Here is a 19,925-nt window from a genome sequence, read left to right as displayed (position 1 = left end):
TCTCCATCTCCGGGGTATGGGATCCACACTAGCCTACCCGCACCGCGGGCGCGCACCAAGCAGGGACAATCACCGGGGTCAGCCGAGGCTGCGGCCCTCGCCGGGCTCCTCGTGCGTGACCCCGTCGCGGATGTGATAGATGCGCCGGAAGGTGGGGATGATCTTCTCGTCGTGGGTCACCACGATGATCGCGGTGTCGAACCTGCGCGCCATGTCGTTGAGGATGCGGATCACTGCCAGCGCCCGCTCCGAGTCGAGCGGCGCGGTGGGTTCGTCGGCCAGTATCACCGGCGGCCGGTTTACCAGGCCGCGGGCGATCGCCACGCGCTGCTGCTCGCCGCCCGAGAGCTGCGAGGGCATCGCCTGCGCGCGGTGGGCCACGTCCAGCGCGCCGAGCAGCTCCAGCGCACGGGCCCGGGCTTCGAGGTTGGGTACGCCCGCCAGCATCGGCAGCAGGGCGACGTTGTCGGTCACGTCGAGGAAGGGGATCAGGTAGGGCGCCTGGAAGACGAAGCCGATCCGGTCGCGCCGCAGCGCTCGCAGGTCGCTCACCTTCCAGCCTTCGTCGTAGATGATCTCGTCGCCGAGCGTCATGCGCCCGGCCGAGGGGCTGATCACCGCGCCCAGGCATTTCAGCAGAGTGCTCTTGCCCGAGCCGGACGGGCCGATCAGACCGACCACCTCGCCGGGCGCCACCACCATGTTCACATCCTTGAGCGCGTCGACCGCGGTGTCGCCCTGGCCGTAGCGCTTGCGCAGGCCCTCGATGCGGATGCCATGGCCCGCCACGTCAGCCTCCGATCGCTTCGGCCGGGTCGACCCGCAGCGCCATGCGGATCGCCACCAGGCTCGCCAGCACGCAGATCCCCATCACTGCGAGGAACCCTGCGATCGAATCCGCCGGCATCAGCAGCACGTACTTGGGGAAGTAGGGTGCGGAGAAGGTGGCGGCGATCTTGCCGACCACGAAGCCGATCGCGCCCAGCGCCACGGACTGCTGCAGGATCATGCCGGCGATCGTCCGGTTGCGCGTGCCGATCAGCTTGAGCACCGCGATCTCGCGGATCTTGTCCATGGTCAGCGAGTAGATGATGAAGGCGACGATGGCGGCGCTGACGATCGCCAGGATGGCCAGGAACATGCCGATCTGCTTGGCGGACGTGGCGATCATCTTGCCGGTGAGGATGCCCTCCATCTGCGCGCGGTCGTAGACCTGCAGGCGCTTCCAGCGGCGGATCGGCTCGGCCGCCTCGGCGGGGTCGAAGCCGGGGCGGAGCTGAACGAGGATGGCGTTGACATAGGCGTTGGTGGTCTGCGCGGCGGTCACCGCCTCGAGCAGGCCGGGGACGCCGGGACGGTCGAACGCCGGATTGGCGGCGGTGCGGCGGCGCTGCATCAGGATGGCGTCGTTGTCCTTCAGGAACTGCGCCTGCTGCGCGTCCTTCAGCGGGATGAACACCATCGGGTCGCCGCCCGAGGAGACCATGCGGCGGGTCAGCCCGACCACGGTGTAGTGGCTGCGGCGAACCTTGATGCGGTCGCCGATCGCGAAGCCGGTGGCGGCGTCCGCGACCGCCTCGTAGTGGCCGCGCACGAGCTGCCGGCCAGCCACCAGGAAGGGCGGCCAGCCGGGGCTGCCCGGGCCGTCGGCGACCACGCCGCTGACCATCGCGCGCACGTCGCGCTCGCCCTGGCGCACCTGCATGGTCAGGTAGGTGACGTTGGCGGCCCGGGCGACGCCGGGCATGGTGGCGATGCTGCGCCAGAGGTCGTCCGGCACGCTGGAGGGCTCGGCGTACGGGCCCAGGGTGTCCTTCTGCACCACCCAGAGATCAGCGCCGCTGTTGTCGAGCAGCACCCGCGCGTCGTCGACCATGCCGCGGTAGACGCCCGCCATGATCAGCGTCACGCCGATCAGCAGGCCCAGGCCGATGCCGGTGAAGACGAACTTGCCCCAGGAATGGAGGATGTCCCGCCCGGCCAGGCTGATCATCGCCCCGCTCCCGCAAGGCGATCGACGACTTCGATGCGGCTGCGCGCGGACAGGGGCTTCTCGCTGTAGACCACCACCCGGTCGCCGGCTGCCAGGCCCTTGACCTGTACCCGGCCGTCGAGATCGCGCGCGATCGGCTCGATGGCAGCGAACTCCAGTCCGTCGCCGGCCAGGCGCCAGACGCCCAGCGCCCCGTCCACCCGCTTGAGGGCCGCGTTGGGCACCACCGGTGCTGCGGGACGCTTGCCCAGCGCCACGGTGACCTCGGCGAGCTCGCCCAGCGGCGGCAGCAGCTGCGAAAGCTCGGGCGAGACCGCCTTGGCAAGCAACTCCTCGGTGATCGCGTCGGCGCGCGGTTCGACCCTCAGCACAGTGCCTGCAAGCGCCTGCGTGGGGCGGGAGCGGAGCACGATCCGCGCCGGCAGTCCGGCCTGCAGGCCCTCGGCGCTGACCTGGTCGAAGCGCGCATCCACCCAGAGGCTGGCGGGGTCGACGATCTCCACCACCGGCTGGCCGGCCACCACCGTGCTGCCTGGCTCGGCGGAGCGCTCCACCACCAGGCCGTCGACCGGCGCGACCAGATCCAGGTTGGAGCGCTGCGCCACCGCTGCGCGCCGCTCGGCGCCGGCGCGCGCCAGCTCCTGCTGCGCGCCGGCCAGTGCGGTCTCCAGCACCTCGCGCTCCTGGCGCTTCGCGGCGTACGCCTCTTCGGTGGTGGCGCGCGAGGCGAACAGCCGCTGGTAGCGGAGCTCCTGCGAACGGGCGAAGTCGAGCCTGGCGCGCGCCTCGTTCAGTCCGGCCTGCGCGCGCTGCTGCGCGGCCTCCTGCGCACGGACCCGGTCGGCGAGCTCCACCGGCTCCATCGCGCCCACCGGCTGGCCCGCTCGCACCCGGTCGCCGACGTGGACGTCGACCCGCGCCACCCGGCCGGCCAGCGTCGGTCCGATCCGGTAGGTGAAGCGCGCCTGCACGGCGCCGATGCCGAACAGCGCCGGCGACACCCGCTCCTCGGACACGGTTGCCACCACGACCGGCACGGGCGCCAGCGGCCCCGAGCGCAGGCCTACCCAGGCGAACAGCAGGAGCAGCGGCAGCAGGACGGCGGCCAGCATCAGGGTCTTGCGGCGGACCGGCGGCAGCTTCATCTCAGGCTCCTGTTCCGCGGCGATAGATCTCGAAGACCGCGGGCGCCTGCGCGCGGATGCGGCCGATGTCGCCCGCGATCAGAGACTGCATGGCGAGCCCCTGGATCGCGCCGATGAAGGCCACTACGGCATCGGCGGTGGCCAGGCCGGCGCGCAGCCCGCCGCGCTCGCGCAACTGCTCCAGCAGCGCTGCAATGTGCGCGCCGTAGCCTGCCAGCAGGTCCCGTGCGATGCGCTTTGCCGGGGTGTCCTCGGCGCGCTGCAGTTCCCCGAGCAGCAGCCGCGGCACTCCGGGGTGCTCGGCGATGAAATCGACGTGGGCGATGAACATCGCTTCCAGCGCCGCCAGCGGATCCGGCGCTGCGGCGCGCGCCTGGTCGAGCCGTGCGGTCAGGCGGTCCGCCACCCACTCCATCACCGATTCCAGCAGCGCTTCCTTGGTTGGGAAGTGGCGGAAGATCGCGCCCTGGGTCAGTCCCATGCGCCTGGCGATGGCGGCCGTGGTGATGTCGGTCGGATTCTGCTCGGCGGCCAGCGCAAGCACGGCCTCGACCGTGATCTCGCGGCGTGCATCGGCCGGCAGGTGCGAACGGGGAGCGGGCATCGGTCGCCTGTAAGATAGTAATTGCTTGCTATCTTCCGTTCCGAGTCTGTTGCTGTCAAGGGTGCCCTGGGCAGGTTCGGCCTCGGTGCTCAGAAGCGCGAGCCCGGTTCCTTCAGGAAGGCGAGTTCCTCCGGCGTGGATGTCCGGCCGAGGATCGCATTGCGGTGCGGGTAGCGGCCGAAGCGCTCGACGATCGCCTGGTGGCGGCGCGCGAAGTCGAGGTTGTCCGCGATTCCGTTGCGCTCGTAGAGCGCCACCGATTGCGCCTGGATCGCGCGCGATTCGCTGTGCATGTAGGGCAGGTACAGGAAGACGCGCTCGGTCGGCGTCAGCGCCAGGTCGTCGCCGCGCGCCACCGCCTCCTGCGCCAGCGCCAGCGCCAGCGGGTCGCATGCGAAGGCGCCGGGCGCGTCGCGGTGGATGTGGCGCGTGAACTGGTCGAGCACCAGCACTTCGGCGAGGCGGCCCCGCGGCGTCGCACGCCAGGCGTGCAGCTCGCATCGCGCAGCGCGCGCCAGCAACTCGCCGAAGCGCTGCGCGATGCGCGCGTCCAGCGTCTCGTCCTTGCCCCACCAGTCCTTCGGGCCGAGCTCGCCGAACCAGAAGGCGAGCACGGTTTCGGGATCGTCGGCGGGCGGGCGGGGCGGATCGATGCTCGTCATGTGTCTGGTCCGGTGGCCGGCGACGCGCGCGGCGCCGCCGGCGCGGGCGGGGTCAGCCCGGGATGCGCACCGGCAGCGAGGTGATGCCGTGGACGAAGTTGGAGAACAGCCGCTTCTCCGGGCCGGCCTGCTCGATGGTCTCGAAGCGCGCCAGGATCTCCTCCCAGAGGATCCTCAGCTGCAGCTCGGCCAGGCGGTTGCCCACGCAGCGATGGATGCCGAAGCCGAAGGACAGGTGCTGGCGCGCGTTCCTGCGGTCCACCAGGAACTCGTGCGGGCGCTCGATCGAGTCCTCGTCGCGGTTGCCCGACAGGTACCACATCACCACCTTGTCGCCTTTGCGGATGGACTTGCCGCCGAGCTCGAAGTCGGCGACCGCGGTGCGCCGCATGTGCGAGATCGGCGTCTGCCAGCGGATGATCTCGGAGACCGCGTTCGGCACCAGCGACGGGCTCTCGCGCAGCTTCTTCCATTCGCCCGGGTTCTGCAGCATCGCCAGCATGCCGCCGGACATCGAGTTGCGGGTGGTGTCGTTGCCGCCCACGATCAGCAGCATGACGTTGCCGAGGAACTCCATCGGCGGCAGGTTCGCGGTCGCCGGATTGTGCGCGAGCATCGACACCAGGTCGTTGCGCGGCGGCAGCGCCTGGCGCTCGTCGAACAGGCGCTTGAAGTAGGCGTAGCAGTGCATCAGCTCCGCCGAGCGCTTCTCGTCGGAGTCGATCGGCCCGCCGGCGGTGACGTCCGCGGTGGTGACGTCCGACCACCAGGTCAGCAGGTGGCGGTCCTCGAAGGGGAAGTCGAACAGCGTCGCGAGCATGCGCGTGGTCAGCTCGATCGACACCTTCGGCACCCAGTCGAACACCTCGTTGCGAGGCAGGCTGTCCAGGACTTCCTGCGTCCGGCTGCGGATCAGCGACTCCATCCGGGCGAGGTTGGTCGGCGCCACGATCGGGCTGACCGCCTTGCGCTGCTCGTCGTGCTTGGGCGGATCGGCCTGGATGAACATCGGCCGGCGATGTTCCATCGGCAGGTCGCGCACCGTGATGCCGCCGAGCATCACGTCCGAGGAGAACACCTTGTGGTTGATCTCCACCGACATGATGTCCTTGTACTTCGTCACCGACCAGTACGGGCCGAAGCGGCTCTCGGCGCAATAGTGCACCGGGTCTTCCCGGCGCAGGCGCGCGAAGTAGCTCTCGATGGTGTCGTCCTGGAACAGCCTGGGGTCGGCGACGTCGAACTTGTCGAGTGGCGTCGTGTCTGCCGCGCTGCGCGGCCTGTCGCTGGTGGCGGTCTGCATGTCGTCTCCTGCGTTGTCTTGCCCTGCGCGAGTGCCCCGCGCACACGTGGCGCCCGCTGCTCAGTGCTGCCCGTCCGGCATCCGCACGACGAGCCCGTCGAGCGCGTCGGTCACGGTGATCTGGCAGGACAGCCGGGAGTTGTCCTGCGCCACCGCGGCGAAGCCCAGCATGCTCTGCTCCATCTCGCTGCGCTGGCCGGTGCGCGCGAGCCAGTCGGGCTCCACATAGACGTGGCAGGTGGCGCAGGCGCACTCGCCGCCGCAGTCGGCGTCGATGCCCGGCACCCCGTTGTCCACGGCGGCGCGCATCAGCGACTGTCCGTTCGCGGCGTCGACCTGGTGCGCGGTGCCGTCATGCTCGATGAAGGTGATCCTGGGCATCTCTCGCAGTCTCCTCTCTGTGGTCCTGGTCTGGGTCTTCCTGCCGCGGCGGTCGGCCGTCATGTGCGGCCGGCGGCCGCGAGTTCCTTGGCCGGCACCGCGGGGTCCGCAATGCGCGCCGGGTCGAGCGTCGCGGCCGCCCCGACCAGGGCGCGGCCGGCGACGAACTCCTGCGGCGAATTCACCGCCTCGACGGCCTGCGCGCGGTTCTCGGCGTCGAGGTGGAAGACAGCGAACTTCCCGCTCGCCGGATCGCCGCGCACCACGGTGCGCGCGACGTCGAAGGCCAGGCCGGCGATCTGCAGCCGGCAGTCGTACTGGTCCGACCAGAACCAGGGCGCCTCGGGGCGCGGCTCCGGCTTGCCGCACAGGTGCGCGGCGGCCTGCCTGGCCTGTTCGAGCGCGTTGGGCACGCTCTCGAGCCGCAGTGAGCGGCCGTAGCGCGGCACCGGACGGCGCGTACAGTCGCCGATCGCGTGGATGCCCTCGTGCGAGGTGTGCGCGCACTCGTCGACCAGGATGCCGTCCTGACAGGCGATGCCGGCCGCGGCGGCGAGCGAGTCCTCGGCCTGCGCGCCGACGCCGACGAGGATCACATCGCAGTCGAAACGCCGACCGTCGCGCAGCCGCACCGCGCCGGCCCGGCCGTCGCGCGCGTCGATCGCGTCCAGCTCGGCGCCCAGTTCGATGCGCACGCCGTGGCCGCGATGCAGACGCTCGAAGTGCTCCGAAAGCTCGACGCTGGCGACCCTGGCGAGCAGCCGGGCTTCGCGCTCGAACACGGCCACCTCCGCGCCCAGCGCCCGCGCCGAGGCGGCGACCTCGAGCCCGATGTAGCCGCCGCCGATCACCGCGAGCCGGGCGCCGGGGGCGAGCGCCGCACGGATCAGCTCGGCGTCGGCCGCGGTGCGCAGCATGAGCACGCCGGGCAGGCCGACGCCCGGGACATCGAGCCGGCGCAGGCGGGAGCCGGTGGCGAGGATCAGCCGGTCGTAGGGAATGATGGCGCCGCCGTCCAGCGCCGCCTGCCGCGCCGCCGGGTCGATCGAGCGTACGCGCGCGCCCAGCCGCAGCACGATGCGCTTGTCCTCGTAGAAGGCGGCGGGGCGCAGCAGGAGCGCGTCCGCTGCCATCTCTCCCTTGAGCCAGGCCTTCGACAGCGGCGGGCGCTGGTAGGGCGGCAGGGCCTCGGCGCCGGCCAGCGTGATCGGGCCTTCATGGCCGTGCTGGCGCAGCAGGGCCGCGGCGGTGCCGCCGGCGTGGCCTGCACCGACGATCAGGATGGCGTCATCCATGGAATCTCCAGGTAGGCGCACAGCGCGCGCGCCAGTTCGAGTGCGAGCCGCGGATCGTCGAGTCGGATCGGTCCGGGGTCGTTGAGCACTGGCGACGAAGGCCTGGCCGGCGGACCTGAATGGCGTCCAGCTCGAAAACTCTACTGGGCGGCTCGACGCCCGGTCAAGCCGACCGGCGCCGGGGGATTACCCGCAGGCGCCGATGCGGGTCAGCGTCCGGAGGGTGGCGCCAGCGCGCCGCGAAGGCCGCCCAGCGGCGCCGAAGCCGCCGCGTCAGTCGGGGCCAGCGCGCCCGCCGGGGCCAGCGCGCCCGCCGGGGCCAGCGCGCCCGTACCGGTCGACGATCGGGACGTGCGCGGCGCTCCGAGCTGGGCGGCCACGGCGATGCTCCAGCACAGCCAGGCGGACCACAGCGAGTGGCTTGCGAAGTGGGCGCCGCGCGCCATCTGGGCCCAGGAGAATGCAGCGCCCAGCAGGAGGACGCCGGCCAGCAGCGCGCGGCCCAGCCTCGGGCGGTGATCCCGCCAGAGGAAGAAGGTGCCGAAGAAGGCGAACGCCGCCACCGCGTGGCCGGAAGGAAAGCAGTGGCCGGGCCCGCCATCGGTCAGCGTCGGAAGCCAGTGCGGCACATAGGGAACGTGCCCGCCGAACTCGGCGACATCCCACGGGCAGCTGGTGGTGCTGAAGCGCTTGGCCAGGGGCACCGCGATCATGGCGAGGGAGACCACTGCCAGCCAGTAGATCCGCTCGCTGCGGGCCGGGCCGCGCAGGACCGGCCGCCAGGCATCCAGCGCCAGCGCAGCCAGCAGCAGTCCCGACAGCCAGCGTCCGCCGTCGTGCAGCAGCGAGCGCACCAGCACGTGTTCGCGCAGCGGGAAGCCTCCAGCACCGCCGAGCAGCCTTGCCAGCGGCAGATCCAGCCCGGAGATCTCCCAGGCGACCAGCGCGAGCAGTGCGGCGAAGCTGATCGCCAGGTCGGTGCGCCGAAGGCTCATCGCCACGCTCAGGGCTTCGGGGAGGCCGCCCTGGCCAGCGGCGCGCCGCCCCCGCGGCAGCCCTCCACCAGGTCCAGCGTCGGCTCGCGCAGCGAGGTCCGTACGTCCAGCAGTCCCAGCACCGTGTGGAAGAGATGGTCGTGGCTCAGCGGCCGGGCAGCTGCGCTCCGCAGCGCCGGCTGGAGGCAGCCGGGCTCGAGGCCCGCGCCGCGTTCGAAGCCGCCGCTGGCCCAGAACACCATCGGCACGCGGGTCTGCACGTCGGGTGCGATCGGATACGGCGCGCCGTGCAGGTACAGGCCGTGCTCGCCCAGTGATTCGCCGTGGTCGGAGACGTACAGCATCGCCGAGTCCACTTTGTCCGCGCTGGCCTGCAGCCGGGCGATCGCCGTCGACAGCACATGGTCGGTGTAGAGCAGAGCGTTGTCGTAGGCGTTGACGATCTCCTCTCGAGAGCAGCTGGCCAGGTCGTCGCTGCGGCACTCGGGAAGGAAGCGGGCGAACTCCGGCGGGTGCCGGCGGAAGTAGGAGGGGCCGTGGTTGCCGAGCATGTGCAGCACCCAGACCTGGGTGCCCTTCGCAGCGCGCAGCCGCGTGTCCAGGTCATGCACCAGCCCTTCGTCCGGGCAGCGATCACCCTCGCAGGCGAAGCCAGAGGTCTCGACGCGATCGTTCGGCAGGCCCTCGCAGTTGCCCTTGCAGCCGCTCTGGTTGTCGCGCCAGTGCACCGACGCGCCCGCACGGGCCAGCACGTGCAGCAGCGACTCCTGGCCGCGGATGCGGTCCTCGTCGTAGTCGCGCCGCCCAATCGGCGCGAACATGCAGGGCAGCGACACCTCGGTGTTGGTGCCGCAGGCGACCACCTCCGGGAAGTTCACCACTGGCAGGCGCGCCAGTTCAGGCGTGGTCTGGCGGGCGTGGCCGGACAGGCCCCAGTTGGCGGCGCGCGCGGTTTCGCCGACGACCAGCACCAGCACCAGCGGCTTGTCGCGCCCGCGCCAGGACGCGCCCTGGGCGGCGTCCAGGCCGATCGGTTCGCGCGGCCGCGCGGCGCCGCGCGCCTCCGAGCCGGCCACGCTGGCCAGCGACCAGGCGAGGTTGGCCGGCGTGATCCGGTAGCGCAGCGCCCTGTCGTTGCGCATCCTGGAAGCAAGCGGCTGGAACTCCGCGAGCGTCGCACCCGCCAGCAGCAGCACGGCCAGCGCCAGCAGGCCCGCGCGGTGCGCGGCCGAGCGCAGCGCACCGCGCCGGACCAGCCGCACCCGGGACAGCAGCAGCAGGGGCAGGCCGGCATACAGCGCGAGATGCAGCAGCAACCCCGCGGAGATGAGCTCACGCGCTTCGGCGGGATCGGTGAACAGCACGTTGCGCAGCATCGTGGGATCGATCACCACGCCGAAGGTGCTCATGAAGTGGGTTGCCGCCGCCGCGGCGACCGTGAGGATCGCGATCAAGGGCTTGGCGGTGTGGCGGCTCGACAGCAGACCGAGCAGCAGCACATGCGCGCAGAGCGCGATGACGAAGAAGGCCGCGACCAGCCCCGCACCCGCAGACCCGCCGGGCGGCGTCTGGCCCGAGAGCGCGGCGCCGAGGAAGCTGCGATTGGCCGATAGGGTCCAGAACAGCGCCGCCCCGACGATCAGCTGCTCGGCGGTGACGGGGATCTCGAAGCGCTGCGCTGCATCCCCGGAATCCCTGCGCTGGCCCCTGGCGTTTTCCGGGGTGCCGACCATGTGTTCGTTCATGGATGCGATTGCATCCCACCAGCCTGAAGCCAGCCTGAAGCGCAACGGTGGTAGGTTTGCGTGCCGATGCATCGGGGGCGAACGGATGCGATTGCTGTTGCTGGAAGACGATCCCCTGCTGGGGGAGGGGCTGCGCGACTACCTGCGCGCCGAGGGTCATGTGGTCGACTGGTGCAGGTCGCTCGCCGAAGCCGGCAGGCTCGGGCCGGAGCCGGTGGACGTCCTGCTGCTGGACTGGCAGCTGCCCGACGGCTCCGGGCTCGACTGGCTGCGCCTGCGCCGCGGGCGCGGCGACCTCACGCCCGCGCTGATGATGACCGCCCGCGACCTGCTCGAGCATCGCGTCGAGGGCCTCGACGCGGGCGCGGACGACTACCTGGTCAAGCCCTTCGCGCCCGAGGAGCTCGCCGCGCGGTTGCGGGCGATGGGGCGGCGCGTGGCCGGGGGGGCGACCCGGGGGCTTCGTTTCGGCGAGGTCGAGGTCGACCTGGCGGCGAAGGCGGCGCGTCGCAGCGGCCAGCGGGTGGAGCTCACCGCCAGGGAGTGGGCAGTGCTCGAGGCGCTCGCCCTGCGCGCCGGGCGGATCGTGTCGCGCAGCGACCTCGAGCGGCTGGTGCTGGGCCTCGAAGCCGACGTGGCGAGCAACGCGCTGGAGGTCCACGTCTCTGCCCTCAGGCGCAAGCTCGGTCATGCGCTGGTCGAGACGGTGCGCGGCCTGGGCTACCGGATGGAGAAGGAATGAAGCCGGAGATGTCCGCGACAGGGCGCGGCGGCCGGCCGCCATCGATCCGGTCCAGGCTGGCCACCTCGCTGCTGGTCTGGGCGCTGCTGTGGGGCGCGGCTGTGGGCCTCGCGGTCTGGCACTCGGCGACCCAGGAGGTGGACGAGCTGCTCGACGACACGCTGGTGTCCTCGGCGGCGCTGCTGTCGCAGTTGCTGGAGCTGCCCGGTTCGGCGGGGGCGGTGCCGGCGAGCCGGGGCGCTGATGGGGGGCACTTCGCCTGGCAGGTCACGTCCGCCGACGGCGTCCTGCTGCTGCGCTCGTCCCGCGCGCCCGGCTCCGCGTGGCATCCGCGCCCGGTGGCCGGCTTCAGGGACCTGGAAGACTGGCGCGTCTACGGCCTGGCGATGGGCGGCGACGGGCGGATGCTCTATGCGGCGCAGACTCGCGACGAGAGGATCGAGGCGCGGACCGAGGTCGCGATGGGCGCAGCGCTGGCGGCCTTGGCCGTGGGGCTGCTCGGCTACGTCTGGCTGCGCTTCCGGGTGCGGGCGGAGCTGCGGCCGCTGGAACGGCTGTCCGAACGGCTGGCGCAATGGGATGCCGAGCGGCCGGACGCGCAGAACGCGCTCGGGCCAGCCGAGCGCCGCGAGCTGGAGCCGGTGCACCGCGCCGTCGAGGAGCTGACCCAGCGCCTGCAGTCGCGCATTGCGAGCGAGCGCGCCTTCGCGGCGCACGCGGCGCATGCGCTGCGCACGCCGCTGGCGGGCATCGACGCGCAGCTGGCGGTGGCGCAGCGCGAATGCCCGGACGAATTGCGCGAGCGGCTCGGCCGGGTGCGCGGCGCCGCGGCCAGGCTGCAGTCGGTAGTCGGTGCGCTGCTCGGGCTGTTCCGCGCCGCAGGCGCCTCGCAGCCCGAGGATGTCGATCTTGCCGACCTGATGGCCAGGCTGCCGGCCGCCGGGCTGAAGGTGGACGTGGCGCCCGGCGCGCGCGTCGTCGCGGACCCCGACCTGCTCGCGGCGGCGCTCGCCAACCTGGTCGACAACGCGCAGCGTCACGGCGCGCGGCGCGTGCGCATCGAGGCACCGGACCCGCACCGCCTGCGCCTCGCCGACGACGGGCCGGGCGTCGACGAGGCGCACCGGCTGCGCCTGCAGGCCGCACTGGATGCGCAGGGCTACGAGGACGCGGTGGGGCTCGGTCTGACCCTGGCCGACCGGGTGGCGCGTTCACATGGCGGGCGGGTCGAACTGCTGCCCTCGGGGCACGGCTTCGTGGTGGAAATGGCGCTCGGTCCCGCGGCGCCCGAAGGTTTCGCGGCGGGCGAACCGGAGCGGCCGGCATGAGCCCTGCCGCGTCATCCCATCGAGTCGACTCGCCCCGATTCCTGGACTTTGCCCGGGCTGCTGTTGGCGGCGCAGGCAAGCCCGGCGGGCCGAGGGACGCTACACTCAGAGGTTAAGTACGAAACGGGCCCGGCGGGGGTCGCCGGTTCACGAATCAACCCATGGAGACAAGCACGATGCGCGACTACCTGAAGTTCTACATCAACGGCGCGTGGGTCGACCCGGTCGACTCCTCCCGCACGCTCGACGTGATCAACCCGGCCACCGAGGCGAGCGCCGGCCGCATCTCCATGGGCAGCGCCGCCGACGTCGATCGCGCCGTCAAGGCCGCGCGCGCCGCCTTCCCGTCGTACTCCACGACCAGCGTGGCTGACCGCGTTGCGCTGCTCGAGGCGATCATCGCCGAGTACAAGAACCGCATCCCCGACATGGCTGCCGCCATCACCGAGGAGATGGGTGCACCCGCCACGCTGGCGCAGCGCGCCCAGGCGGCGATGGGGATCGCCCACCTGCAGGCGGCGCTGACCGTGCTCAAGGACTATCACTTCCAGGAGCAGCGCGGCAGCACGATGATCGTCAAGGAGCCGATCGGCGTGTGCGGCCTGATCACTCCCTGGAACTGGCCGGTCAACCAGATTGCCTGCAAGGTCGCGCCCGCGCTGGCCACCGGCTGCACGATGGTGCTCAAGCCCTCCGAGATCGCGCCCTTCTCCGCGGTGATCTGGACCGAGATCCTGCATGCCGCCGGCGTGCCGGCCGGCGTGTTCAACCTGGTCAACGGCGAAGGCCCGACGGTGGGCGCGGCCATCTCCAGCCACCCCGAAGTCGACATGGTTTCGTTCACCGGCAGCACCCGCGCCGGCATCGAGGTGGCGCGCAACGCCGCCCCGACCGTCAAGCGCGTGCATCAGGAACTCGGCGGCAAGTCGCCCAACGTCATCCTGCCCGATGCCGATCTGCAGAAGGCGGTCACCGCAGGCGTGCGCGGCGTGATGAACAACTCCGGCCAGTCCTGCAATGCGCCCACGCGCATGCTGGTCCCCAACAGCCGCATGGACGAGGTGCTGGCAATTGCGCGCGCAGCCGGCGAAGCCACCACGGTGGGTGACCCCGCCAGCGGCGCCACCATCGGCCCGGTGGTCTCCGACGCCCAGTGGAAGAAGATCCAGTCGCTGATCGAGAAGGGCATCGAGGAAGGCGCCGACCTGGTCGTCGGCGGCCCCGGCCGGCCCGAGGGCCTGGAGCGCGGCTACTACGTCAAGCCCACGGTGTTCGGCCGCGTGAACAACACGATGACCATCGCCCGCGAAGAGATCTTCGGGCCGGTGCTGGCCATCCTCGGCTACGACACCGTTGAGGAGGCGATCCGGATCGCCAACGACACGCCGTACGGCCTGGCCGCCTATGTGTCGGGCACCGACGTCGAGCAGGTTCGCCAGGTGGCTTCCCGCCTGCGCGCCGGCCAGGTGAACCTCAACAGCTCGGCCCCCGACATGATGGCGCCGTTCGGCGGCTTCAAGCAGTCGGGCAACGGCCGCGAGTGGGGCGACCATGCCTTCGCCGAGTTCCTCGAGGTGAAGGCGGTGCTGGGCTTCGCGCCGGCGACCAAGGCCGCCTGAGCAGCCCGATGAGCGCGAGGGCCGGGGCTGCCGCGGGGCGGCCCCGGCCCTCTGCGTTTGCGGGGCCGGCGCAGCCGGCCGGCTGCGCAGTCGCGCGCAGGTCCGTGCGCGCCCGTGCGCGCCCCGCCACTGCGGCGTTCAGGCCTCGCGCGCGGTGATCTGGTACTTGAACTCGTCGGGCGCGTAGGAGTCGTAGCGCCCGTTGTCGTCCTCGCCTATCGGGTACATGAAGAAGCCCAGCTTCGGCCCCTTGCTGCCCGGCAGCGCGAGGTCGTGGGCCGTGTTGTAGCCCAGCCAGTTGCCTTCCCAGCCGCCGAACAGCGCCTTGTTCACCGGCGCAACCACCGGGTGCGCGGTGGTCTTGATCCACTCGGGCGTCTCCAGGCGCATCACTTTGGCGACGTCGGCCGGGTCCATCGCCGCCCAGCCGTGGCCGCCCAGGTAGACCTCGGCCCGGCAGTGCTGCGCGCCCTTCAGGCTTGCCGGGTTGCCCGACAGCTCCTTGTAGCCGAACTCCGAGCGTGCGAGGCGGATGCCGTAGACGTCGCGCGCGGGCACGCCGACCGAGCGGCACAGCCCGACGAACAGCGCGTTGAGGTCAGCGCACTTGCCGCCCAGGTTGCCGGTTTCGAGCATGGTCTTGATGTCGCCCTCGCCGCAGCCGCGCACCTTGGGCTCGCGGTAGGTGTTGGCGACCACCCAGTCGTAGATGCGGCGCGTCTTCTCGATGTCGCTGCGCGCGCCGCGCGTGGCCTGCAACGCGGTCTTGCGCACGATTCCGTCGGTGGGCAACAGCGCCGTGGGCTGCGTCCAGAAGGCCAGCGAAGCGGCGTCCTCCAGCACCGCATGCCTGCGGGACCAGTCGGTGGCCCGGTTCTGCGCGCGGAAGCGGCTGGTCAGCTCCACGTAGGGCCGCGACTCGCTTGCCGGAAACTCCACCTGCAGCATCTTCGCGCCATAGGCCTGGTCGCTGGTGAAGCGGGCCTGGCCGTTGGTGGTGAAGCCGCTCTCCAGCGACTGCTGCCAGTCGCTGTCGATCGAGGGCACCGGCAGCCAAAGCCGGGTGGCGCCCTTCGGGACGGGCACGTCCACGCGGGTGGTGATCTCGAAGGTCCGCCACTTGCCGGGGCGGGGATCGAAGCTGCGCTGCTGGCTGGCCTGGCCCTGCGCGGTGGCGAGCGAGGGCAGGGCGAGGGCCGCACCGAGCGCGGCGGACTGCTGGAACAACGTGCGACGGGATAGGGTCATCCGAGTATCTCCGGGAATGGGCACGCACAAATGAAAGCGCGCGCATGGAGCGCGCGCATGAAGAGGCTGGAGGCGTGCTGTCCGCCGGTGGCGCCAGGCTACGACGACGCTAACACCGTGGAAATGAGCCTCGCGGCCTCTGGACCGGTCCAGTCGACTTCGCCGCGCACGCGATGGCGCGGCTTGCCGTCGACGCCGGTCAGTATAGAGGTCGGGAACACCCGCACTTCCCAGGCGCGTGCGATCGCGCCTTCCGGATCCAGCAGCACCGGCAGCGTGACGCCCGCTCCCTGGACGAAGCGCGCCGCGCGCGATGCGGGCTCCTTGAAGTTGATCGCCAGCACCGCCAGCCGCTCCTGGCCGTGGAAGTCGGCGAGCGTCTGCAGCGAGGGCATCTCGGCGCGGCAGGGCTCGCACCAGCTCGCCCAGAAGTTCAGCAGCACCGCGCGTCCGCGCAGGTCGGCCAGGCGCCAGGTCTTGCCGTCGAGATCGGTGGCCTCGAGCGGTGGCGCAGCGCGGCCCGCGGGCCAGCGCGCGACTTCGTGCGCGGCAAGCGCAGGCAGGGCTGCGCCTGCGGCGAGCGCGCCGAGCGCCGACAGGGCCCGGCGGCGGAGGATCGAAGGGGGAGGAGCTTGCCCGGACATCGGGCCGATGATAAACGAGGCTACGCGCGACCCGACGGTCGCGGTCCATACGGCGACGCAGCACCCCGCCTGGGCGAGGTGCTGCGCGCCCGCGGGCCGCGGCGTTGCGCGGCCCGCGCCGGGGGCGATCAGAGGCTCTTGTTGGCGGAAGCCGAGGCCGACTGGGCCTGGCCCTGCGAAGAGACGGCCTGGATCGACGGGTAGGCTTCGGCGACGGTGCGGCCGAACTGGTCGCTCGGATGGACGTCGCGCGTGGCGGCTTCGGCCCGGACGTCCTGGCGTGCCTTGGTGTCGGCGAACTGGGCGGCGGGCTGGCCGGCCGGGCCGGCTTCGGCCACGGTGCGGCCGAACTGGTCGCTCAGCTGGACAGTGCCGGCGGCGCGCAGTTCCGCACGGACCTGATCGCGGGACTTGGCCTGTTCACCGGCATGGACCTTGACGATCTGGTCGACGCTCGCGGCGCCGGGATGCTCGGCGGCGGCATGGCCCGAGACGAGGGCGGCGGCGAGGGCGAAGGCGGAGGCGTAGGCAGCTTTCATGATCGTTTTCCTTTAGGTTTGTCTTGCTCGGCAGCGGGACCGAAGATCGGTCCGGAAGCTGTTCGACTAGTCCGTTGCAGCTGGCGTTCGTCGATGGAGCGAACTTTATGATTTCGACCGATAAAGAAAAACTACCTGATACGACCTGATATATTGCTGATAACGCAACAATCAAACTGTCAGGAACTCCCCAATGGACCGCTTGCAGTCGATGCGCGTTTTTCAGCGCGTGGTGGACGAGGGCAGCTTCGCCGGCGCCGCCCGTGCGCTGGACTTCTCGCCTGCGGTCGTCACGCGCCTGGTGGCCGACCTGGAGGAGCACCTGGGCACTCGCCTGCTGCAGCGCTCGACGCGCCGGCTGTCGCTGACCGAGGCCGGCGAAGTCTACCTCGCCCGGGTGCGCAACATTCTGCAGGATATCGACGAGGCCGAGGCACTGACCAGTTCGCACACCCACGAGCTGGCCGGGGTGCTGCGGCTGCAGATGCCACCGGTGCTGGCGGTGCACGTCGTGGCGCCGCTGATTCCCGGCTTTCGCCTGCTCCATCCCAGCATCCGCGTGGACCTGGAGGTGCAGTCGCACCCCGAACCCTCGATCGAGGAGTTCGACATCACTCTGCTGGGGGCGGAGACCATTCCGGACGAGAACATGATCGTGCGCCGGATCATCGATTCCGAAGCCTACCTGGTCGCGTCGCCTGCCTACCTGGCGCGCAGGGACACCCCGTTCTTCCCGAACGACCTCGTCCTGCACGACTGCCTGCGGCTCAAGGTGGCCGGATCGCGGCCGCGCACCTGGCGGATGTGGTGCCCCACCGCGCCGGACCGGCCGGTGGACCTGGGGATCGAGCCGGTGCTGTGGGCCAATCACACCGACACCCTGCTGCGCGCAGCGCTCGACGGTGCCGGCATTACCTCGGTGGCGGTCGACCTGGCCGCGCCCTATCTCACCAGCGGCGAGCTGGTGCGCGTGCTGTCGCCGTGGATCACCGGGCGGCTGACGATGTACGCCGCGCTGCCCAGCCGCAAGTTCATGCCGCAGCGCACCCGCGTGTTCCTCGACTACCTGGTGGAGCAGACCCGCCTGAAGGCGCAGCGCGCGATGGATGCGTGCGTGGGCTGCCTTTGAATCCGGTGGGAGGGCAGGCCTTCCGTATGCCGCGCGACCCGCGCCTGGCCGCGGCCACCGCGCCCAGGCCCATCAGCATCAGCGCGGTGCTGCCGGGCTCGGGCACCGAGACCTCGCCCTGGGTGTCGCTGGCCACGATGCGGAAGTTGTCGAGCGCCGCGTAGCCGCCGGGCGGTTCATCCGCCCGGCGTGGCGTGACCGCCCGGCCCTACTGCTGGTCGCCTCGATCCCGTCGCTCGAAGCCCTGGCGCGGCCCCTGGGGCGCCGCCTGGGGAGGCGCGGCCCGTTGCGGCGCGGTCTGCGGGAAGCTTCGCTCCGACGGCATCTGCGGCGCGCGCAGCTCCGGCGGCGCGATTGGCCGCGAAGGCATCATCGGCTGGACCGGTACCGGCATCGCCGGCGGCCGCATCGCGGGCGGGCCGAACCGGTGCTGGCCTTGCGCGGGCGGGTCGAATCGGGGCTGGCCTTGCGCGGGTGGGCCGAATTGGGGCTGTGGTTGCGAAGGAGCCTCGAAGCGGGGCTGCGGCGCCGGCGCGTCGAACCGTCGCTGCTGCGGGGGCGCCTCGAACCTCGGCTGCTGCGGAGGTGCCTCGAACCTTGGTTGCGGGGCGGGTGCCTCGAAGCGTGGCTGCGGCGTCGGCGCTTCGGAGTGGTCCGGCGGGGTCCGCCGGACCGGCGCGTCGTTCGGCTCGCGAGGCAGCGGACGTGCCGGGGTCTCGTAGCGCTGCGGCATCGACGGCCCTGTCGGCGGGTCGTCGCGCTGTGGCATCGACGGCCTTGCCGGTGGGTCGTCACGCTGCGGCATCGACGGCCTTGCCCGAGGGTCGTCACGCTGCGGCGCCGACGGCCTTGCCGGTTGGCGGTCACGATCCGGCACCGATGGCCGGGCCGGCACCGCCTGGCCGCCCTCCACGGATGGCCGCGGCGGCGGCTCGGGGCGCGCCCGCGCGTCCTCGCGATCTTCGCGGGGGAGGGGGCGCCCTTGCGATTCGGGCCTGCCGCCCTTGACCGGCTCCGCCGGCTGCGGGGCCCGGTCGCCGCGCTCCGGCGGCGGATTGCGCACGATCACCGGCCGATCGCGGCCTGCCGGCGGCGCGCGGCCCGCATCGCGGTCCGGACGGACGTCGGGCCGGGCCGGGGCGATCGCGGGCGCCTGGGTCACCTGGGCCCGACCGAGATCCTCGCCGCGTACTCGCACCATCGACTGCGGCACAGGTTGGGAGCGGGCGAAGCCGCTCTCGGGCATTGCAACCACGGCGCCAGGCACCTTGCGGTTCACGTAGACGTGCCCCTTGCGCCCGCGGCCGTCGAAGACGTCGTGCACCGCGCGGGTGTCGACGTAGGTGTTCGACACGTTGATCGTGGTGAAGTAGTTGCGGCTCACCTGGTAGGCCGGCTGGTAGACCTCGCGCGGGCCCAGCGGGAACCAGCCCACGCCCCGGCCGCCGCCGAAACCGGTCGACGGCCGGAAGTTCGATCCGCCGACGAACACCACCAGCGCCGGCGCGTACACCGCGCGCACGCGCCGCGGCCCGGGCACCCAGCACCAGCGTCCGCCCAGATGCGCCCAGCGCCCGTAGTGCGTCACCGCGAACCCCCAGGGCGCGTCGTCGATCCAGGTCCAGCCCCAGGGGGCGACCCAGGACCAGCGGCCGTAGACGTAGGGCGACCAGCCCGCGACCACCGTGGTGGGCATCCACACCGCGCCGTAGGCGGGGTCGGTTCGCCAGCTGCCCCAGCCGTCCAGGTCTTCGTAGCCGATCACGCCTGGAGACACCCACGCCGCCGCGGCCGCGCGCTCGGCGCGCTGGTCGCGCTCGCGCGCCCAGAGATCGAGCCCGTCCAGCGCCGGCATCGCATCTTCGGCGAGCACGCGCAGACTGGTGCCGTCGAACCGGTAGGCGCGGCCTGCGTAGATGGTGTACGCATTGTTCTCGCCGTCCACGCGCGCCTGGCCGTCGCGAACGATCACCAGCGTGGTGTCGTCGACAGGGTCGACGTCCACCCGGTAGTCGCCGGGGGCGGTCACGGTGAACGCGAGGTTCGGCGTGGCCACTTCGTAGGCCTGTCCCGGCTCCAGCTGCCGCACGCGCAGCCGCAGAGTGCCCTGCGAGAGACGGAACTGCGCGATCCGGTCGTCGAAGTCGAGCATGCTCACGTCGGAGCGCTCGCCGATCCGCACCACCGCCCCGCCGAGTTGTAGCTCGGCCGACGCGCGCTGCTCGGTCCACAGACGGTCGCCGACGGACAGCGGACGGTTCAGCGGAGCCGCGTACCACTGCGGGTCGTCGGCCGGCGACAGGCTCACCGCGCCATCGACGAAGGCGATGCGGGCGGCGCGAAGCGGTGGGTCGGCGCGGGCGGCGCCCGCCGCGGCCAGGGCGAGCAGGGCCAGCAGCAGCGGAAGGAAGCGGCGCAGCAGTGAGGAAGGGGGCATGTCGACTCCATCGGCGGCGGGTCGTCAGGGCGGCGCGCCGGTTTCCTCCTAGAACGGACGGAGGGCCGCTGGGATGACGGCGCACGCGGCCGCGGCGACGATTTCCGGGTCCGCCC

19 protein-coding genes are annotated in these 19,925 nt (G+C 71.8%); 4 read left to right on the top strand and 15 right to left on the bottom strand.

Annotated elements, in window-relative coordinates; genetic code table 11:
• Positions 1-78: 78 nt before the first annotated feature.
• From HNQ70_RS16430 to HNQ70_RS16385, 10 genes are all read right to left on the bottom strand, one after another.
• A complete protein-coding gene (locus tag HNQ70_RS16430) occupies positions 79-789 on the bottom strand; it encodes an ATP-binding cassette domain-containing protein (RefSeq protein WP_183969692.1) in 711 nt (236 codons plus the stop codon).
• Position 790: 1 nt separating this feature from the next.
• Positions 791-1,993, bottom strand: a complete 1,203-nt coding sequence (locus HNQ70_RS16425; RefSeq protein ID WP_183969690.1) for an ABC transporter permease — start codon at positions 1,991-1,993, stop codon at positions 791-793.
• On the bottom strand, positions 1,990-3,138 hold the full coding sequence (locus HNQ70_RS16420) for an efflux RND transporter periplasmic adaptor subunit (protein WP_183969688.1): 1,149 nt from the start codon (positions 3,136-3,138) through the stop codon (positions 1,990-1,992). The genes HNQ70_RS16425 and HNQ70_RS16420 overlap by 4 nt, the downstream gene beginning before the upstream one ends.
• A gap of 1 nt (position 3,139) precedes the next feature.
• The gene (locus HNQ70_RS16415) at positions 3,140-3,742 is read right to left on the bottom strand and encodes a TetR/AcrR family transcriptional regulator (RefSeq protein WP_183969686.1); all 603 of its coding nucleotides are present in this window, start codon (positions 3,740-3,742) and stop codon (positions 3,140-3,142) included.
• A gap of 89 nt (positions 3,743-3,831) precedes the next feature.
• Positions 3,832-4,404 carry a DUF924 family protein gene (locus tag HNQ70_RS16410; RefSeq protein ID WP_183969684.1) on the bottom strand — a complete coding sequence of 191 codons (573 nt, stop codon included), beginning with the start codon at positions 4,402-4,404 and terminating at the stop codon, positions 3,832-3,834.
• Positions 4,405-4,456: 52 nt separating this feature from the next.
• Positions 4,457-5,707: a cytochrome P450 gene (locus HNQ70_RS16405; protein ID WP_183969682.1), complete on the bottom strand. Its 1,251-nt coding sequence runs from the start codon at positions 5,705-5,707 to the stop codon at positions 4,457-4,459.
• Positions 5,708-5,767: 60 nt separating this feature from the next.
• On the bottom strand, positions 5,768-6,088 hold the full coding sequence (locus tag HNQ70_RS16400; protein WP_183969680.1) for a 2Fe-2S iron-sulfur cluster-binding protein: 321 nt from the start codon (positions 6,086-6,088) through the stop codon (positions 5,768-5,770).
• Between the two features lie 59 nt (positions 6,089-6,147).
• Positions 6,148-7,383, bottom strand: coding sequence for an NAD(P)/FAD-dependent oxidoreductase (locus tag HNQ70_RS16395; protein WP_183969678.1), 1,236 nt, complete (start codon positions 7,381-7,383; stop codon positions 6,148-6,150).
• A gap of 209 nt (positions 7,384-7,592) precedes the next feature.
• Positions 7,593-8,378 (bottom strand): phosphatase PAP2 family protein, encoded by a 786-nt coding sequence (locus tag HNQ70_RS16390; RefSeq protein WP_246435013.1) that lies wholly within the window; start codon positions 8,376-8,378, stop codon positions 7,593-7,595.
• An 8-nt stretch (positions 8,379-8,386) separates the two neighbouring features.
• On the bottom strand, positions 8,387-10,123 hold the full coding sequence (locus HNQ70_RS16385) for a phosphoethanolamine transferase (RefSeq protein WP_246435012.1): 1,737 nt from the start codon (positions 10,121-10,123) through the stop codon (positions 8,387-8,389).
• Between the two features lie 85 nt (positions 10,124-10,208).
• On the opposite strand from HNQ70_RS16385, the gene HNQ70_RS16380 reads away from it, so the two are divergent.
• The 3 genes from HNQ70_RS16380 (at position 10,209) to HNQ70_RS16370 (ending at position 13,812) form a co-directional block, all read left to right on the top strand.
• Entirely contained in the window at positions 10,209-10,865 is a 657-nt protein-coding gene (locus tag HNQ70_RS16380; protein ID WP_183969674.1) for a response regulator transcription factor, read from the top strand.
• On the top strand, positions 10,862-12,193 hold the full coding sequence (locus tag HNQ70_RS16375) for a sensor histidine kinase (protein WP_246435011.1): 1,332 nt from the start codon (positions 10,862-10,864) through the stop codon (positions 12,191-12,193). The genes HNQ70_RS16380 and HNQ70_RS16375 overlap by 4 nt, the downstream gene beginning before the upstream one ends.
• A gap of 176 nt (positions 12,194-12,369) precedes the next feature.
• Positions 12,370-13,812 carry an aldehyde dehydrogenase family protein gene (locus HNQ70_RS16370; RefSeq protein ID WP_183969962.1) on the top strand — a complete coding sequence of 481 codons (1,443 nt, stop codon included), beginning with the start codon at positions 12,370-12,372 and terminating at the stop codon, positions 13,810-13,812.
• A gap of 138 nt (positions 13,813-13,950) precedes the next feature.
• Here the strand turns inward: HNQ70_RS16370 and HNQ70_RS16365 are convergent, their stop codons facing one another.
• The 3 genes from HNQ70_RS16365 to HNQ70_RS16355 form a co-directional block, all read right to left on the bottom strand.
• On the bottom strand, positions 13,951-15,060 hold the full coding sequence (locus HNQ70_RS16365) for a transglutaminase-like domain-containing protein (RefSeq protein ID WP_183969672.1): 1,110 nt from the start codon (positions 15,058-15,060) through the stop codon (positions 13,951-13,953).
• 98 nt (positions 15,061-15,158) lie between these two features.
• Positions 15,159-15,704 (bottom strand): TlpA family protein disulfide reductase, encoded by a 546-nt coding sequence (locus tag HNQ70_RS16360; protein WP_183969670.1) that lies wholly within the window; start codon positions 15,702-15,704, stop codon positions 15,159-15,161.
• A gap of 128 nt (positions 15,705-15,832) precedes the next feature.
• A complete protein-coding gene (locus tag HNQ70_RS16355; RefSeq protein ID WP_183969668.1) occupies positions 15,833-16,243 on the bottom strand; it encodes a hypothetical protein in 411 nt (136 codons plus the stop codon).
• Positions 16,244-16,436: 193 nt separating this feature from the next.
• Between HNQ70_RS16355 and HNQ70_RS16350 the strand changes: the two genes are divergently transcribed.
• Positions 16,437-17,372, top strand: coding sequence for a LysR family transcriptional regulator (locus HNQ70_RS16350; RefSeq protein ID WP_183969666.1), 936 nt, complete (start codon positions 16,437-16,439; stop codon positions 17,370-17,372).
• Here HNQ70_RS16350 and HNQ70_RS20695 read toward each other — a convergent pair.
• Both HNQ70_RS20695 and HNQ70_RS16340 read right to left on the bottom strand, forming a co-directional pair.
• Positions 17,275-17,478: a PEP-CTERM sorting domain-containing protein gene (locus HNQ70_RS20695; RefSeq protein WP_484573263.1), complete on the bottom strand. Its 204-nt coding sequence runs from the start codon at positions 17,476-17,478 to the stop codon at positions 17,275-17,277. The genes HNQ70_RS16350 and HNQ70_RS20695 overlap by 98 nt on opposite strands.
• A 102-nt stretch (positions 17,479-17,580) precedes the next feature.
• Complete coding sequence (locus HNQ70_RS16340; protein ID WP_183969662.1) at positions 17,581-19,809, bottom strand: DUF6600 domain-containing protein; 2,229 nt, start codon at positions 19,807-19,809, stop codon at positions 17,581-17,583.
• Positions 19,810-19,925: the final 116 nt, after the last annotated feature.

The organism is Quisquiliibacterium transsilvanicum (assembly GCF_014202215.1).
Taxonomy (GTDB): domain Bacteria; phylum Pseudomonadota; class Gammaproteobacteria; order Burkholderiales; family Burkholderiaceae_E; genus Quisquiliibacterium; species Quisquiliibacterium transsilvanicum.
The sequence above is the reverse complement of the archived record's forward strand: the minus strand, read 5'-3'. Positions and strand labels throughout refer to the sequence as shown.